We start from the raw sequence: 14,166 nt of genomic DNA, 5'->3' as shown, positions 1-14,166 counted from the left end.
AAGGCAGGACAACAGACCGGCACCCACAACTCCGGCCCCCTCGCCCGCCGCAACCACCGCTGGAAGACCCACGCCGGCTACCAAGCAAGACAGAGAGCACCCGGCCACTACGTCTGGCTCACCCCCCACGGCCTCGGCTTCACCACCGGCCCGAGCGGCACCCACCCCTGCTCGGAGAACGAGGCGCGGCTGATGCTGGCGTTCGCAGATCGCTACGGCTGATGCCGCGCCACGTCGTCGCGGAGGATCCCCGCCCACCGGCCGACGTCGGCCGGCGTGCTCGCGACCTCAAGCACCGCGCCCGCCACCAGGGACGCCACCGTCTCCGCGGTCGACAGCGGGTGGGCGGGGTCCTCGGTCCAGGCGAGCACCGTGGTCGGCACGGCGATGCGGGCGACGGCCTCGCGCGGAGGGAGGTCGCACAGCGCTGCGCCGCGGAACAGCGCGGGCAGCAGCGCCTCGTCCACGTCGGGGACGGTCTCGGGGGCCTCGACGGTCGCGGGCGGCCGCGGCGCCGCGCGCCCTGCCTCGACGAACGCCGCCATGCCCTGCTCCTCCACGACGACGGCCGCGCGGCGGTAGTCCTCGGCCTTCGCCACCCGTGACTCCCAGGCGGTGGGTGGCACGAGCAGGGTGAGGCCGTCGAAGCGGTCGGGCTCGCGCACGGCGGCGTGCAGCAGCGTCGCGCAGCCCATCGACGGGCCGACGCCGTGGACGCGCTCGCCCGGGAACCAGTGGTCGAGCAACCGGAGGAGGTCGTCGGCGAGCACGGTCCAGCGGTAGTCCTCGGGCACGGCGCGGCCGGTGGAGCGTCCGTGGCCGCGGGCGTCGTAGCGCAGCAGCCGGGTGCCGCTCAGCCCCCGTCCCAGGTCGAGGTCGAGCAGGCGGTCACGGTGGCGGCTGGACGTGAGGCCGTGGAGCTGCACGACGGGGTGGCCCCCTTCGTCGCTCAGCTCGACGTCGAGCTCGGCCCCGGGGACGGCGTACGTCGGCACGGCTGCTCCTGGGGTGCGGGTGGGGCCCTAGGGTACGGCCATGCGGCTGACCAACGTGGCGCACCTGCGACTCCCGTTCGGCCGGCTGTGGGGGTACGACGTCACCGTCGGCGAGCGCGGTGCCGCGCTCCCCGTCTCGTTCGACCAGGGGCGCCACGTCGGCGCGGGCGACCGGGCCGGGAGCTGGATGGCGCTGTCGTTCCGCCTGCGCGGGCCCGTGGAGCGCGACCGGCTCGCGGCGGCCTGGATGACGGTGGTCGCGCGCCACGGCACCCTGCGCTCGGCGTTCTCCCCCGGGCCCGGGCCGGGCGACACACCCGAGCTCCACGCCGTCGACCTCACCCCGGGCGTCTGGGTGGAGCACGAGATCGGTCCCGGCCAGGCCGTCAACGACGCGCTGCGCGAGGTGCTCGACGCGGCGTGCTCGCCCTATCGGGCGCCGTCCCACCGGCTCTGCGTGCTCGAGACGGCCGACGGTCCGACCGTCGTCATCGGCGCCGACCACGCCCACGTCGACATGTGGTCGATGCTCGTCATCGTCCGCGACCTGCTGGCGGCGCTGAACCCGGGCGAGGCGAGCCCCGGCACCGGCACCGAGCGCCCCACCGTCCCCGCGTTCGCCGAGCACACGCGGGCCCTGGAGGACCGCCCGGCCGCGCCCGACGACGTACGCGGCCGCTGGGCCGAGATCCTCGCCGCGTGCGGTGACGTGATGCCGCGGTTCCCCCTCCCCCTCGGCGACGTGGCGTCGGAGCAGCCCGAGCGGGTCGAGGTGCGCGACGTGCTCGACGTCGACGACACGGCGGCGATCAGCGCGCGGGCCCGCGAGCTCGGGGTCTCCACGCTGGCCCTCGTGGTGGCGGCCATGACGGAGGTGACCCGCGACCTCGCGGGCCAGCCGCTGCGGGCCGTCTTCCCGGTGCACAGCCGCACCCCCACTCCCGCGAGCGGCGCGACCTGGCACGACTCCGTCGGCTGGTTCATCACCAACGCCGTGATCGAGTCCCCCGATCCCGATCCCCAGGCGTGCGCGGCCGCCGTGAAGGAGGCGGTACGGCTCGGGTCGTGGCCCCTCGCCGACGTGCTGGCCCCCTGGGGCGGCATGCCGGCGGCACCCGGCATGTTCGCCATCTCCTGGCTCGACCTCCGCCGTCTCCCCGTGCGGGTCGACTCGGTGGGCCTGGAGGCGCAGTACGTCGGCGCCGCGATCCGCACCGACGGCGTCATGCTCTGGTTCGTGCTCGACGACTCGGGCCTGCACCTGCGCTGCCGCTACCCCGACACCCACGAGGCGCGCCGCAACGTCGGCGGCTGGCTCGACGCCCTCGCGGCCCTGCTCCGCAGCCGGTAGCCCCCCGACCGCCGGCTGCGGAGCCGCTCAGTCCCCGCTCGAGAACGCCGCGTCGAAGGCCGCGCTGGGCGGGTCGAACGCCAGCCTCCGCACGAACTCCAGCGCTTCCGGCGCGCCGACGAGGCGGTCCATCCCGGCGTCCTCCCACTCCACCGAGATGGGGCCGGCGTAGCCGATCGTGTTGAGCATCCGGAACGACGCCTCCCACGGGACGTCGCCGTGGCCGGTGGACACGAAGTCCCAGCCACGCCGCGGGTCCGCCCACGGCAGGTGCGACCCCATCCGGCCGTTGCGCCCGTTGCCCGTCTGGCGCTTCGCGTCCTTGCAGTCGACGTGGTAGATCCGGTCCTTGAAGTCCCACAGGAACCCGACCGGGTCGAGGTCCTGCCACACGAAGTGCGACGGATCCCAGTTCAGCCCGAACGCCTCGCGGTGCCCGATGGCCTCGAGCGCCCGGACGGTCGTCCAGTAGTCGTAGGCGATCTCCGAGGGGTGCACCTCGTGGGCGAACCGCACGCCGCACTCGTCGAAGACGTCGAGGATCGGGTTCCAGCGGTCGGCGAAGTCCTGGTAGCCCGCGTCCACCATCTCCTCCGTGGCCGGCGGGAACATGGCGACGTACTTCCAGATCGACGACCCCGTGAACCCGACGACGGTGCTCACCCCGAGCCGCTGCGCCGCCCGGGCGGTCATCTTCATCTCCTCGGCCGCCCGCTGGCGCACCCCCTCCGGGTCGCCGTCCCCCCAGACGCGCGACGACACGATCGCCTGGTGGCGCGCGTCGATCGGGTCGTCGCAGACCGCCTGGCCCTTGAGGTGGTTGGAGATCGCGAACAGCTGCAGGCCGTGGCGCTCCAGCAGGTCGAGGCGGTCCTGCACGTAGGCGTCGTCCTCCGCCGCCCGCCACGGGTCGAGGTGGTCGCCCCAGCAGGCCACCTCGAGCCCGTCGTACCCCCACCCCGCCGCCAGCTTCGCCACCTCCTCGAGCGGCAGGTCGGCCCACTGGCCGGTGAACAGGGTGATCGGTCGAGGCATCGTCGGCTCCTTCGTCGGGTGCTGCGGACAGGTGCTGCGAACAGGTGCGGGTGGGGGGACGGCGCGGCTCAGCGCACGCCGAGCAGGTGCTCCATCGCGAGCTGGTCGAGCGCCTCCATGCCGACCTCGCGCAGCGCCAGCGCCGCGGGGTCGTGGGCGGCGGCGCGGAGGTCGGCGAGGGACTCCCCGGGCGCCAGGGCCGGTACGTCGAGGGCCGGGACCTCGGCGGCCTCGAGCGCGGCCGCGACCTCGGGGTCGGCGCGGAAGGCCTGCACCTTCTCGCGCAGCACGAGGTAGTTGCGCATGCAGGCGCGGGCGGAGTCCCAGACGCCGCCGTCGGCCTCGCTGCGCGGCGGCTTGAAGTCGAAGTGGACGTAGCCGTCGTAGGCCCGCCCGCCCCCGCCGCCCAGGAGGGCGTCGACCGTCCAGAACGCACCGCGCAGGTTGCCGGCCCCGAAGCGGAGGTCCTGGTCGAAGCGCGGACCGTGCTGGCCGTTGAGGTCGACGTGGAACAGCTTGTCGTGCCACAGCGCCTGGCTGATGCCGTGCGCGAAGTTGAGCCCCGCCATCTCCTCGTGGCCGACCTCGGGGTTGAGCCCGACCATGTCGGCGTGGTCGAGCGCGCCGATGAAGGCCAGCGCGTGCCCGATCGTCGGCAGCAGGATGTCGCCGCGCGGCTCGTTGGGCTTCGGCTCGAGGGCGAACCGCAGGTCGTAGCCCTGCTCGCGGGAGTAGGCGCAGAACAGGTCGATGGCCTCCGCCATCCGCGCCAGCGCGGTCTGCACGTTCTTGGACGCGCCGTGCTCGGCGCCCTCGCGGCCGCCCCACAGCACGAACGTGTCGGCGCCGAGGGACGCGGCGAGGTCGATGTTGCGGAGCACCTTGGCGATCGCGTAGCGCCGCACGTCGCGGTTGTTCGCCGTCAGCGCGCCCTCCTTGAAGACCGGCGGGCCGAACAGGTTGGTGGTGACCATCTCGACGCGCAGGCCGGTGTCGGCCAGCGCCTTGCCGAAGCGCTCGAGGGTGTGGTCGCGGGTCGCGTCGTCGGGCACGAGGTCGTCGTCGTGGAAGGTCACCGCCGCCGCCCCGATGTCGGCGAGCCGGCGCACCGACTCCACGGGGTCGAGCGGCGCCCGCGACGCGGGACCGAAGACGTCGACGCCCTCCCAGCCGACGGTCCAGAGCCCGAAGGAGAACTTGTCCTCGGGGCGCGGGGTGAAGCGGTCGGCGTGGGAGCTGCTGGTGGTGGTCACGACGGGATCTCCTGCCACTGTCGGGTGGTCGAGCTCTCCTCGACGGCGGCCAGCACGCGCTGGACCTGGAGACCGTCGGCGAAGGTGGGCGTGGGGTCGACGCCGGCACCGATGGCGGTGACGAGGTCGACGACCTGGTGGGTGAAGCCGTGCTCGTAGCCGAGCCCGTGGCCGGCGGGCCACCAGGCCGCGACGTACGGGTGCTCCGGCTCGGTCACGAGGATCCGGCGGAAGCCGGCGTACGGCGCGGGGTCGCGCGCGTCGTGGAGCTGGAGCACGTTCATGTCCTCGAAGTCGAAGGCGAGGCTGCCCAGCGACCCGTTGACCTCGATGCGGATGGCGTTCTTGCGGCCGGTGGCGAAGCGGGTGGCCTCGAAGACCGCCATCGCTCCCCCGGCGAAGTGGCCGAGGAACATGGCGGCGTCGTCGACGGTCACCGTCCCCCGGCCGCTGCCGGCGGTGCCCGCCAGGCCCGCGTGCTCGGCGGCGAGGGGGCGCGACTCGACGAAGGTCCGCAGCTGCCCGGTGACGCTGGTGAGCCGGTCGCCGGTGATGAACTGCGCCATGTCGACGATGTGCGCCCCGATGTCGCCGAGCGCGCCCGAGCCGGCCTTGTCCTTCTCGAGCCGCCACGACATGGGCGCCTCCGGGTCGGCGATCCAGTCCTGCAGGTAGACCGCCCGCACGTGCCGCACCTCGCCGATGCGGCCCTCGGCCACGAGCTGCCGCGCGTAGGCGACCGCCGGCACGCGGCGGTAGGTGAAGCCGACCATGGCGCGCACGCCGCGCGCGGCCGCCGCCTCCGCCGCGGCCGTCATCGCCTCGGCCTCGGCGACCGAGTTGGCCAGCGGCTTCTCGCAGAGCACGTGCTTGCCGGCCTCGAGGGCGGCGATGGCGATCTCGGCGTGGGTGTCGCCGGGCGTGCAGATGTCGACCAGGTCGACGTCGTCACGCCGGACGACCTCCGTCCAGTCCGTCGCCGAGGACTCCCAGCCCAGCCGGTCGGCGGCGGCGGCCGCCCGCTCGGCGTCGCGCCCGCACACCACGCGCAGCACGGGCCGCGCCGGCAGGTCGAAGAAGTGGCCGGCCGTGCGCCAGGCGTGGGAGTGGGCCGCCCCCATGAAGGCGTGGCCCACCATCGCCACGGCGATGTCGTCGTTCCCCATCACGACTCGAACGCGGTGTCGAGGTAGAGCTCGACGTTGTCCGCGGTCACGACGGGGGCGAAGAGCTGGATCTGGCGGGGCACCTCGACCTCGACGAGGTCGGCCATGGCCTTGTCCTGCGCGAGGAGGCGCGCGACGCGGATGGCGTCCGCGGCCTGGGTCGACGGGTAGACGACCGTCGCCCGGAGCACGCCGTCGCCCGCCTGGATGGAGCGCATCGCGTTGGCCGAGCCGGCGCCGCCCACGAGGAAGAACTCGTCGCGGCCGGCGTTCTCGATGGCCGCGAGCACGCCGACGCCCTGGTCGTCGTCGTGGTTCCAGATGGCGTCGATCTCGGGCGCCGCCTGGAGCAGGTTGGACGCGGCGCGCTCGCCGCCCTCGACGGTGAAGTCGGCCGCGACGCGGTTCGAGACCTCGAGGCCGCACTCGGCGAGCGCCTCGGCGAAGCCCTCGCTGCGGTCCTGGGTGAGCGGCAGCGAGTCGATGCCGGCGATCTCGGCGACGACGGCGTCGGACTGGCCCTCGAGCTCGGAGCAGATGTACTGGCCGGCCGAGACGCCCATGCCGTAGTTGTCGCCGAGGATGGTGACGCGCGCGGCATTGGGGTCGTTGAACTCGCGGTCCACGTTGATGACGGGGATGCCCGCCTCCATCGCCTCGAGGGCGATGGGGGTCAGCGCCGCCCCGTCGAACGGCAGCAGCACGATCGCGTCGACGCCGTCGTTGATGAAGGTCTCCACCTGGCTGATCTGCAGGTTCACCTCGTTGGTGCCCTCCGCGATGCGGAGCTCCACGTCGCCGTAGCTGTCCGCGACGACCTGGGCCGACTCGGTGATGGAGGCCATCCAGCCGTGGTCGGCGGCCGGGGCGGAGAAACCGATGACGACGGTGTCGCCCTCCTCGTCGTTCGAGCCCTCGGCGGCCCCGTCGGTGCCACCGCGGAGGTTGTCGTTGCCGGAGCTGGTGTCGTTGCCGGTGCAGGCGGCCAGGCCGACGACGAGCAGGCCGGCGGTGGCGGCGACGGCGAGCCGCCCGCGGAGGGTGGCGGTGGTGGTGCGCATGGTCTTCTCCTGTGGTTCGTCGTTGAGCCCGAGAGGATCCGGATGAGGCAAGGGGGTGCCGACGGGCCGTCGTCGGGACGGTCCGCGGGGGTGCGGGTCGGTGGTGGTCCGTGCTGGTGGGTGGGGTGGTGGGCGGCGGGCGGCCGCGGCGTCAGCTGGAGTCGCTGCGCCGGGCGAAGCGCTGCTGCAGGAGCACGGCGACCACGATGATCGCCCCCTTGAGCAGGGCCTGTTCCGAGATGGAGCGGTTGTTGAGCGTGAAGACGTTGGTGAGGGTCGTGAAGATGAGGACACCGAGCACGGTGCCGACGATCGTGCCGCGACCGCCGGCGAGCAGGGTGCCGCCGATGACGACCGCCGCGATGGCGTCGAGCTCGTAGAGCATGCCGTGGGTCGAGCTGCCGGTGCTGGTGCGCGCGATGAGCATGAGCGCGGCGATGCCGCAGCAGACGCCGAGCAGCACGTAGAGCATCAGGGTGTGGCGCTTGACGTTGATGCCCGCCAGCCGGGCGGCCTCGGGGTTGCCGCCGACGGCCACCGTGCGGCGACCGAACGTGGTGCGGTTGAGGAGCACCCAGCCGGCGATCGCGACGAGCACGAACAGCAGCACGGGCACCTCGATGCCGAGCACCTCGGCCCCGAAGAAGGCGTCGAAGCCGGGGACCTCGACGATCTGGGTGCGGCGGTTGGAGAGGATCTCCGCCAGGCCCCGGGCGCTCGCCAGCATGGCGAGGGTGGCGATGAAGGGCACCACCCCGCCGTACGCGATGAGCAGGCCGTTGACCAGGCCGCAGCCGGCTCCGACCGCGATCGCGGCGATCACCATCGTGGACCAGTGCACGTCGTTGGCCATCGTCTGCGTGGCCACGGTCGTGCACCAGACCGAGGAGAGCGCGAGGATCGCGCCGACCGACAGGTCGATGCCGCCGCCGGTGATGACGAAGGTCATCCCGATGCTGACGACGCCGACCGCGGCGGCGAGGCGGAGGATCGTGAGGGCGTTGTCGAGGTCGGCGAAGCGCTCCCCCGCCGTCGCCGCGCCCACGCCGCAGAGGATCAGCAGGGCGACGACGAGGCCGAGGTTGCGGCCGACCCCGGAGCCCGTGAGCGCGGCGAGCGGGGAGGTGGAGCGTCCCCGGGGCGGCGGCGGGTCGGCCGCGGGGGCCTTCGTGAGCGGCGCCGCGACGCCGGTCGTGCTCTCGGTCATGCTGCTCTTCCTTCCATGACCAGGTCGAGGACCTGGGACTCGTCGAGGTCGGCTGCCGGTGCGCTGTGGACGACCCGTCCCTCGCGCACGACGAGGACCCGGTCCGAGAGCCCGAGCACCTCCTCGATCTCGCTGGAGACGACGACGACGGCCACGCCGGCGTCGGCGAGGTCGCGGACCAGGCGGTAGATCTCCGCGCGGGCGCCGACGTCGACCCCGCGGGTGGGCTCGTCGAGCAGCAGCACCCGGCACTCGCGCATCAACCAGCGGGCGAGCACCACCTTCTGCTGGTTGCCGCCCGACAGCGTGCGTACGGCGCGGGTGACGCCCGTGGGGCGGACGTCGAGGCTGGTGGTGAGCTCCTCCGCCGCGCGGCGCTCGCGGGCCTCGTCGAGGAACCCGGCCCGCGCGAACCGCCCCATCGACGAGACGGTGATGTTGCGCGACACGGCCTCGTCGAGCAGGAGGCCCTGGCTCTTCCGCTCCTCCGGGCACAGCCCCATCCCGGCCCGTACGGCGCGGTCCACCGACCCGCGCCGCAGCCGGCGCCCGTCGACCCGGACCTCTCCGCGGGTGGGTCGACGCGCGCCGTACACCGCCTCGAGGATCTCGGACCGGCCCGCCCCCACGAGGCCGGTGAGCCCGACGATCTCGCCCGCGCCGACCGTGAAGGAGACGTCCTCGAAGACGCCCGCCTGGGCGAGGCCCTCGACCTCCAGCACGGGACGGCGGTCGTCGTCCGGCGGGGCGACGGTGCGCTCGGGGAAGACGTACTCGATCGAGCGGCCCGTCATCAGGCGGATCAGCTCGCTCGTCGGGGTGTCGGCGACCGCCAGGCCCGTGGCGACCGTGCGGCCGTCCTTGAGCACGGTGATCCGATCGCCGATCTCGCGGATCTCCTCGAGGCGGTGGGAGATGTAGACGACCCCGACGCCCTCGGCCACGAGACCCCGCACGACGCGGAAGAGGTTGCGCACCTCCTCCTGGTCGAGCACCGCGGACGGCTCGTCGAGCACCAGCACGCGCGTCTCGTGGGACAGGGCGCGAGCCATCGAGACGATCTGCTGCGCCGCCGGGGAGAGCGCGCCCATGCGCCGGGTCGGCGCGATGTCGCCGTGACCGAGACGGGTGAGCAGCGCCGTGGCCTCGCGGTTGGCGCGGGCCCGCTGCAGGAAGCCGCCCGACGACCGCTCGTGGCCGAGGAAGATGTTCTCCGCGACCGTGAGGTCCGCGACGAAGTCGAGCTCCTGGTAGATGGTGGCGATGCCGGCCTTGATGGCGGCCAGCGGCGTGGGGAACCGCACCTCCTCGCCCAGCCAGTGCAGGGAGCCCTCGTCGGGCTGGTTGACGCCGGCGACGGTCTTGATGAGCGTCGACTTGCCGGCGCCGTTCTGGCCGAGGAGGCAGTGCACCTCGCCCGCCCGCACCAGGAGGTCGACGCCGTCGAGCGCCCGCACCCCGGGGAACTGCTTCACGATGCCGCGCAGCTCCAGCAGCGTCTCGGGCGGCACGGTGCCGCGGTCGTCGTCGGTCACGTGGGCACTCCGGTGGACTCGTCGGTGGCGTCGAGGAAGGGGAGGGCGACGGGGTCCTCCAGCACCGCGAGCGCGGCCTGGTGGGCGGCCCCGCGCATGGCGGCGGCGAACCCGAGGGTCGAGACCTCGACGCGGCAGCCGCCGGCGTCGGGGGCGTGGACCTGCTCGGCGAGGCCCTGCTGGAGACGGGGCACGTACCAGCGGGACAGCACGGCGAAGTAGCCCCCGAGGACCACGACGTCGGGGTTGAAGACGTTGACGAGGCTCGCGGCGCCGGAGACGAGCCAGGTGGCGGTGGCGTCGATCGCGGCGAGGGTGCGCTGGTCGCCGGCCTCGGCGCGGCGACGTACCTCCGCGAGACGGCCGAGCAGGTCCACGTTGGGGTCGCGCACCGGGTCGCCCTCGTCGGCCGCGCGCCGCAGCAGCGCGCCGAGACCGGCGACCGTCTCCCAGCAGCCGCGCCGGCCGCAGCCGCAGTCGAGGCCGTCGCGGTCGACCTGGAGGTGGCCGATCTCGCCGGCGAAGCCGCGGGCGCCGCGCAGGAGGTGGCCGTCGGCGACGATGCCGCCACCGACGCCGACCCCACCGGTGAGCAGGAGGAGGTCGCGGCCCGCCGCGCCGCCGCGGGCCTCGATCTCGGCGAGGGCCGCGAGGTTGGCCTCGTTGTCGAGCACGACGGGGTAGCCGGGACCGCCGAGCAGCTCGACGAGGAGGTCGACGACCGGGGTGTCGCGCCATCCGAGGTTGACGGCCTTGACCAGCCGGCCGGTCGCGGACTCGACGATGCCGGGGACCGCCACGGTGAGACCGACCGGCGCTGCCGGCCCGGCCGTCGCGAGGGCGTCGCGCACCAGTCCGGCGAGGCGCTGGAGGGCGTCGCGGGGATCGCTCGCCGCGGTGTCGAAGGGCACCCGCTGCTCGGCGACGACGTCGCCGCGGAGGTTCGAGACGATCACCGACAGGTAGTCGATGTTCACCTCGGCCCCGATCGCGGCGTACGTCGACCCGTCGAGGTCGATGACCAGCCCCGGTCGTCCGACGCCACCCCGCTCGACGGCGCCCTCGGTGACGAGGCCCCGGCCGAGCAGCTCGCTCACCAGGCTCGACACGGTCGCCTTGTTGAGCCCCGTCTCCGCTGCGACCCGGGCCCGGGAGCGCGATCCGTGGAGGCGGAGGTGCTCGAGCACGACCGCGAGGTTGTGGCGGCGGACCGCGACCTGGTCGGCGGTGCCGGCACCTCCTCGGAGGCTGCTCGAGCGAGGCGACATCGGATCTCCTTCTTGTGACCTGAGTCACGGAACTAGTACGTTGGGACGACAAACTAATGACACCCCGCGAGTGCGTCAAGCACTTCGCGGGAAGTCGATCGCAGACGGAAGGGGGCCGGATGGCCCAGGTGATGGGCGTCGACTCGTCGACGCAGGCGACCAAGGCGTTGCTGGTCGATGGAGACGACGGCACGGTTCTCGGCGAGGGCCGCGCGCCCCATCCGCCGGGCACGGAGGTCGACCCGCGGCACTGGTGCGACGCTCTCGACGAGGCCGCGCGCGACCTGCTCGGGTCGGCCGCGGCCGTCGGCGTCGGCGGGCAGCAGCACGGGATGGTGGCGCTCGACGCCGCCGGTCACCCCGTGCGGGACGCCCTGCTCTGGAACGACACCCGCTCTGCGGACGCGGCGCGCGACCTCGTCACCGAGTGGGGCGGCCCGCAGCGCTGCGCGGAGCTCGTCGGCAGCGTGCTGGTGCCGTCGTTCACCGTCACCAAGCTGCGGTGGCTGCGCGACCACGAGCCCGACGCGGCCGCCCGCGTCGAGCGCGTGCTGCTCCCCCACGACTACGTCGCGGCGCACCTCGCCGCGCCCGGCACACCGCCGTTCACCGACCGCGGCGACGCCTCGGGGACGGGCTACTTCTCGCCGAGCGCCGCCGAGGGAACCGGAGCCTGGGCCCCCGATCTCCTGCGCTCGGCCCTCGGGCGCGACGTCGACCTCCCCGCCGTCGTCCCCGACGGCGCGAGCGCGGGCGTGACGCGCGCCGGGGCCGTGCTCGCCGGCGGCACCGGCGACAACATGGCCGCCGCCCTCGGGCTCGGCCTCGAGCCGGGCGACGCGCTGCTCTCGGTCGGCACGTCCGGCGTCGCCTCGATGGTCGTGGCCGACCCCGTCGCCGACCCGTCCGGCCTGGTCACGGGGTTCGCGGACGCGACCGGGCACTACCTGCCGATGTCGGTGACGCTCAACGCCGCCCAGGTGCTCGACCACCAGGCCCGCTGGCTCGGCGTCGACCACGACGGCCTCGCGGAGCTCGCGCTCAGCGCCGAGCCCGGGGCCGGCGGCGTCGTGCTGCTCCCCTACTACGGCGGCGAGCGCACCCCCGACCGCCCCCGCGCCTGCGGCACCTGGACCGGCCTGTCCCCCGCCACCACGCGCGCCGACCTGGCCCGCGCGGCCTACGAGGCCCTCGCCTGCTCGCTCGCCGACGCCCTCGACCACCTCACGACGCTGCTGGGCGCCGAGGTGCGCCGCGTGCTCGTCGTCGGGGGCGCCGCCCGCAGCGCCGCCGTCCAGGAGATCCTCCCCGCGGTGCTCGGACGCCCCGTCGCGCTGCCACCGCAGCAGGAGTACGTCGCGCTCGGCGCCGCCCGGCAGGCCGCGTGGGCGCTGGCCGGCACGGCGACACCCCCGGCGTGGCCGGCGCCCGCCGGGAGCCGGGTGCTCGAGGCGGCCCCGACGCCGCACGTGCGCGAGCGGTACGGCGAGCTGCGGGAGCGGACAGCGGGGTGGTCGTGACATGCGAGAAGCCCGGACGTGATGTCCGGGCTTCTCGGCCTGCGCGCCCGTAGGGATTCGAACCCCAAACCTTCTGATCCGTAGTCAGATGCTCTATCCGTTGAGCTACGGGCGCTCGTTGCCCGCCTGAACGAGCAACCCGGAAACCATAGCCGACGGGTCGCGCCAGACGAAATCGAGTTCCCCGGACCCGCCGTCGTGGCCGCCTTGTGAGGCCGTGAGCGAAAAGTGACGCGGGCGTGAAACACGGACCCCGGTCGGCGTAACAAGCGCGACCCACGCTCCTCCCCGTGACCATCACCGCTCCCCCGCCCAGTGCGGGCACCGTGACGAGACGCCGCACGCGCCGTTGGATCGACGACTGGCGCCCCGAGGACGAGCAGTTCTGGGCCGAGACGGGCCAGCCCGTCGCCCGCCGCAACCTCCTCTGGTCCATCTTCGCGGAGCACCTGGGCTTCTCGGTGTGGCTGATCTGGAGCGTGAGCTCGGCCTACCTGGTGGCGATGGGCTTCGCGTTCTCCCCCCAGCAGCTGTTCCTGCTGGTGGCGATCCCCAACCTGGTGGGCTCGCTGCTGCGCATCCCCTACACGTTCGCGGTGGGCCTCTTCGGCGGCCGCAACTGGACGATCGTGTCGGCGGCGCTGCTGCTCGTGCCGACCCTCGGCTTCGCCGCGGCGGTCACCAACGCGGGCACGCCGTACTGGGTCTTCTGCGTCATCGCCGCCACCGCCGGCTTCGGCGGCGGCAACTTCGCCAGCTCGATGGCCAACATCAACTACTTCTACCCGACCGCGAAGAAGGGCGCCGCGCTCGGCCTCAACGCCGCGGGCGGCAACCTCGGCGTCGCGCTCATCCAGCTGCTGCTGCCCGTCGTCGTCGGCGGCGCGGGCATCTTCGGCCTGGTGAAGGCGTCCGAGGGCGGCATCCACCTGGAGCGCGCCGCGCTGCTCTACGCGGGTCTCGCCGTGGCGGCGACCGTGGCGGCGTGGTTGTGGATGGACAACCTGGGCACGGCGGTCGCCAAGCCCCGCGAGCAGCTGCGGGTCGTCAAGGAGCCGCACACCTGGATCATGGCGGTGCTCTACATCGGCACCTTCGGCTCGTTCATCGGCTACTCGGCCGCGATGCCGCTGCTCATCAAGCTCAACTTCTGGGTGGCCGAGCCGGCGCCGCTCGGCACGGGCATCTACTTCGCCTACTTCGCCTTCCTGGGCGCCGGCGTCGGGTCCGTGGCCCGGCCCGTGGGCGGCTGGCTCGCCGACCGGTACGGCGGCGCGCGGGTCACGCTGGCCGCGTTCGTCGGGCTCGCCGCGAGCACGCTGGCGGTGCTCTGGACCGTCTTCCAGCTGACGCCCAACCCGACCGCCGACCCGGCGATCGCGACGGAGAACGAGAGCCTGTTCCCGCTCTTCCTCGGGTTCTTCCTGCTGGTCTTCGCCTGCACCGGCATCGGCAACGGCTCGACCTACAAGATGATCCCGGCGATCTGGCGCCGTCGGGCCGAGTCGACGACGGCCGCGGGCTCCCCCGAGCGCACCGGGGCCCTGGCGGCGGCCGGCAAGCAGGCCTCCGCGGCCCTGGGCGTCATCGGCGCGATCGGCGCGATCGGCGGCTTCCTCATCCCGCTCGCCTTCAGCGCACCGTGGGTCGCCGACCCGCTGTCCGCCACCAAGGGCGCGTTCATGGTCTTCGCGGCCTACTACGTGCTCTGCACCGCCGTGACCTACGGCGTCTACCTCCGCCGCGGTCGCCTCGCCGCGCACGTCTGAGCCCAC

Annotated in this window: 11 protein-coding genes, 1 tRNA gene and 1 pseudogene; 4 read left to right on the top strand and 9 right to left on the bottom strand. The window is 73.8% G+C overall.

Annotated features, from left to right (window positions below):
- Positions 1-222, top strand: a pseudogene (locus G3T38_RS18450) (hypothetical protein); the annotation flags it as partial.
- Here G3T38_RS18450 and G3T38_RS18445 read toward each other — a convergent pair.
- Positions 213-995, bottom strand: coding sequence for an alpha/beta fold hydrolase (locus G3T38_RS18445; protein WP_163774014.1), 783 nt, complete (start codon positions 993-995; stop codon positions 213-215). The pseudogene G3T38_RS18450 and the gene G3T38_RS18445 sit on opposite strands and share 10 nt — an antisense overlap.
- Positions 996-1,035: 40 nt before the next feature.
- Between G3T38_RS18445 and G3T38_RS18440 the strand changes: the two genes are divergently transcribed.
- Positions 1,036-2,346: a condensation domain-containing protein gene (locus G3T38_RS18440; protein ID WP_206675926.1), complete on the top strand. Its 1,311-nt coding sequence runs from the start codon at positions 1,036-1,038 to the stop codon at positions 2,344-2,346.
- A 27-nt stretch (positions 2,347-2,373) separates the two neighbouring features.
- Here G3T38_RS18440 and G3T38_RS18435 read toward each other — a convergent pair whose 3' ends face one another.
- The 7 genes from G3T38_RS18435 to G3T38_RS18405 all read right to left on the bottom strand — a co-directional run bounded on the left by G3T38_RS18435 (position 2,374) and on the right by G3T38_RS18405 (position 10,871).
- Entirely contained in the window at positions 2,374-3,381 is a 1,008-nt protein-coding gene (locus G3T38_RS18435; RefSeq protein WP_163774012.1) for a sugar phosphate isomerase/epimerase family protein, read from the bottom strand.
- Between the two features lie 68 nt (positions 3,382-3,449).
- Positions 3,450-4,634 carry a xylose isomerase gene (xylA, locus tag G3T38_RS18430; RefSeq protein WP_163774010.1) on the bottom strand — a complete coding sequence of 395 codons (1,185 nt, stop codon included), beginning with the start codon at positions 4,632-4,634 and terminating at the stop codon, positions 3,450-3,452.
- Positions 4,631-5,800 (bottom strand): Gfo/Idh/MocA family protein, encoded by a 1,170-nt coding sequence (locus G3T38_RS18425; RefSeq protein ID WP_206675925.1) that lies wholly within the window; start codon positions 5,798-5,800, stop codon positions 4,631-4,633. Before G3T38_RS18425 ends, xylA begins: the two co-directional genes overlap by 4 nt.
- Positions 5,800-6,861, bottom strand: coding sequence for a substrate-binding domain-containing protein (locus G3T38_RS18420; protein ID WP_163774008.1), 1,062 nt, complete (start codon positions 6,859-6,861; stop codon positions 5,800-5,802). Before G3T38_RS18420 ends, G3T38_RS18425 begins: the two co-directional genes overlap by 1 nt.
- A 151-nt stretch (positions 6,862-7,012) precedes the next feature.
- Complete coding sequence (locus G3T38_RS18415; protein ID WP_163774007.1) at positions 7,013-8,068, bottom strand: ABC transporter permease; 1,056 nt, start codon at positions 8,066-8,068, stop codon at positions 7,013-7,015.
- Entirely contained in the window at positions 8,065-9,603 is a 1,539-nt protein-coding gene (locus tag G3T38_RS18410) for a sugar ABC transporter ATP-binding protein (RefSeq protein ID WP_338037759.1), read from the bottom strand. Before G3T38_RS18410 ends, G3T38_RS18415 begins: the two co-directional genes overlap by 4 nt.
- Positions 9,600-10,871: an ROK family transcriptional regulator gene (locus G3T38_RS18405; protein ID WP_163774005.1), complete on the bottom strand. Its 1,272-nt coding sequence runs from the start codon at positions 10,869-10,871 to the stop codon at positions 9,600-9,602. Before G3T38_RS18405 ends, G3T38_RS18410 begins: the two co-directional genes overlap by 4 nt.
- 119 nt (positions 10,872-10,990) lie before the next feature.
- Here G3T38_RS18405 and xylB point away from each other — a divergent pair, with 119 nt between their 5' ends.
- Entirely contained in the window at positions 10,991-12,391 is a 1,401-nt protein-coding gene (gene xylB, locus G3T38_RS18400) for a xylulokinase (protein WP_163774003.1), read from the top strand.
- A 42-nt stretch (positions 12,392-12,433) separates the two neighbouring features.
- Here xylB and G3T38_RS18395 read toward each other — a convergent pair.
- Positions 12,434-12,506: transfer RNA gene (locus tag G3T38_RS18395), tRNA-Arg, on the bottom strand.
- Between the two features lie 175 nt (positions 12,507-12,681).
- On the opposite strand from G3T38_RS18395, the gene G3T38_RS18390 reads away from it, so the two are divergent.
- The gene (locus G3T38_RS18390) at positions 12,682-14,160 is read left to right on the top strand and encodes an MFS transporter (protein ID WP_163774001.1); all 1,479 of its coding nucleotides are present in this window, start codon (positions 12,682-12,684) and stop codon (positions 14,158-14,160) included.
- The last annotated feature ends 6 nt before the right edge of the window (positions 14,161-14,166 follow it).

The sequence above is a fragment of the Nocardioides zeae genome, from assembly GCF_010686755.1.
GTDB lineage: Bacteria > Actinomycetota > Actinomycetes > Propionibacteriales > Nocardioidaceae > Nocardioides > Nocardioides zeae.
The sequence above is the reverse complement of the archived record's forward strand: the minus strand, read 5'-3'. Positions and strand labels throughout refer to the sequence as shown.

What these genes read in the sequence shown, in the direction of transcription:
- G3T38_RS18440 (WP_206675926.1), top strand. Translation starts at nt 1,036, where the DNA reads ATGCGGCTGACCAACGTGGCGCACCTGCGACTCCCGTTCGGCCGGCTG.
- G3T38_RS18435 (WP_163774012.1), bottom strand. Translation starts at nt 3,381, where the DNA reads ATGCCTCGACCGATCACCCTGTTCACCGGCCAGTGGGCCGACCTGCCG.
- xylB (WP_163774003.1), top strand. Translation starts at nt 10,991, where the DNA reads ATGGCCCAGGTGATGGGCGTCGACTCGTCGACGCAGGCGACCAAGGCG.
- G3T38_RS18420 (WP_163774008.1), bottom strand. Translation starts at nt 6,861, where the DNA reads ATGCGCACCACCACCGCCACCCTCCGCGGGCGGCTCGCCGTCGCCGCC.
- G3T38_RS18415 (WP_163774007.1), bottom strand. Translation starts at nt 8,068, where the DNA reads ATGACCGAGAGCACGACCGGCGTCGCGGCGCCGCTCACGAAGGCCCCC.
- G3T38_RS18425 (WP_206675925.1), bottom strand. Translation starts at nt 5,800, where the DNA reads ATGGGGAACGACGACATCGCCGTGGCGATGGTGGGCCACGCCTTCATG.
- G3T38_RS18405 (WP_163774005.1), bottom strand. Translation starts at nt 10,871, where the DNA reads ATGTCGCCTCGCTCGAGCAGCCTCCGAGGAGGTGCCGGCACCGCCGAC.